Raw genomic sequence first — 1708 nt, forward strand, 5'->3', positions numbered from 1 at the left:
TACCCGCCGACCCCGGAGTTCGCCGCCCAGGCGAACGCGGACGCCTCGCTGTATCAGCGGGCCGCGGCCGATCGCGATGCGTTCTGGGCGGAGCAGGCGGGGCGGTTGGATTGGGCGCAGCCGTGGACGCAGGTGCTGGATTGGAGCGCCGCACCGGTAGCGAAGTGGTTCGTGGGCGGGCGGCTCAACATCGCCTACAACTGCGTGGACCGGCACGTGCTGGCCGGGCACGGCGAGCAGGTCGCGCTGCACTGGGAAGGCGAACCGGGCGACTCCCGCGCCATCACCTACACCGAACTGCTCGCGGAAGTGTGCCGGGCGGCGAACTACCTCACCGAGCTGGGCCTGGTCGCCGGGGACCGGGTCGCGATCTACATGCCGATGATCCCCGAAGCGATCGTCGCCATGCTCGCCTGCGCCCGCCTGGGGCTGACCCACTCGGTGGTATTCGCCGGATTCTCCCCCACCGCCCTGCGTCAACGCGTCGACGACGCCGCCGCCCGACTGGTCATCACCACCGACGGCCAATGGCGCCGCGGCAAGCCCGCACCCCTGAAGGAAGCCGTCGACGAAGCCCTGTCCCAGGGTGAGGTTCCTTCCAGCGTCGAACACGTGCTGGTGGTGCGCCGCACCGGCATCGACGCGCCGATGACCGAGGGCCGCGACCTGTGGTGGCACGACACCGTCGCGAACGCCTCTCCCGCACATGAGGCGCAGGCCTTCGACGCCGAGCACCCACTGTTCATCCTCTACACCTCCGGCACCACCGGAAAACCCAAAGGCATCCTGCACACCACCGGCGGCTACCTCACCCAAACCGCCTACACCCACCACTACGTCTTCGACCACAAACCCGGCCAGGACCTCTACTGGTGCACCGCCGACATCGGCTGGGTCACCGGCCACTCCTACATCGTCTACGGCCCCTTGGCCAACCGGGCGACGCAGGTGCTCTACGAGGGCACCCCGAACTTCCCCGACGAGCACCGGCACTGGCAGATCATCGACAAGTACGGCGTCACCATCTACTACACCGCCCCCACCCTCATCCGCACCTTCATGAAGTGGGGCCGCGACATCCCCGCCGCCCACGACCTCACCAGCCTGCGGCTACTCGGCTCGGTCGGCGAACCGATCAACCCCGAAGCCTGGCGCTGGTACCGCGAAGTCATCGGCGCAGGCCGCACCCCGATCGTGGACACCTGGTGGCAAACCGAAACCGGCGCCATCATGATCTCCCCGCTGCCCGGCGTCACCGCCGCCAAACCCGGTGCGGCCATGACCCCGCTGCCGGGTATCTCGGCGAAAGTCGTCGACGAGGAAGGTAATCCGGTCCAACTCGGCGAGACCGAAGCCAACGGTTACCTCGTGCTCGACCAACCCTGGCCGTCCATGCTGCGCGGCATCTGGGGCGACATGAACCGCTACCGCGCCACCTACTGGGAACGCTTCGCCGACCAGGGCTTCTACTTCGCCGGAGACGGCGCCAAACTCGACACCGACGCCGACCTGTGGGTGCTGGGCCGCGTCGACGACGTCATGAACGTCTCCGGCCACCGCATCTCCACCGCCGAAGTCGAATCCGCCCTCGTCGGCCACACCGCCGTCGCCGAAGCCGCCGTGGTCGGCGCGAGTGACGCCACCACCGGCCAAGGCATCGTCGCCTTCGTCATCCTCACCGCCGACGCCACCGACACCGGCGAGCACC

General features: G+C 68.6%; 1 protein-coding gene. It reads left to right on the forward strand.

What is annotated here, in order from left to right; all coding sequences use genetic code 11:
- Positions 1–1708: acetate--CoA ligase (gene acs / locus NA4_RS38115; RefSeq protein WP_067481091.1), on the forward strand; the 1708-nt coding region annotated here is incomplete at both ends.

It is taken from the genome of Nocardia amamiensis NBRC 102102, from assembly GCF_001612745.1.
GTDB lineage: Bacteria > Actinomycetota > Actinomycetes > Mycobacteriales > Mycobacteriaceae > Nocardia > Nocardia amamiensis.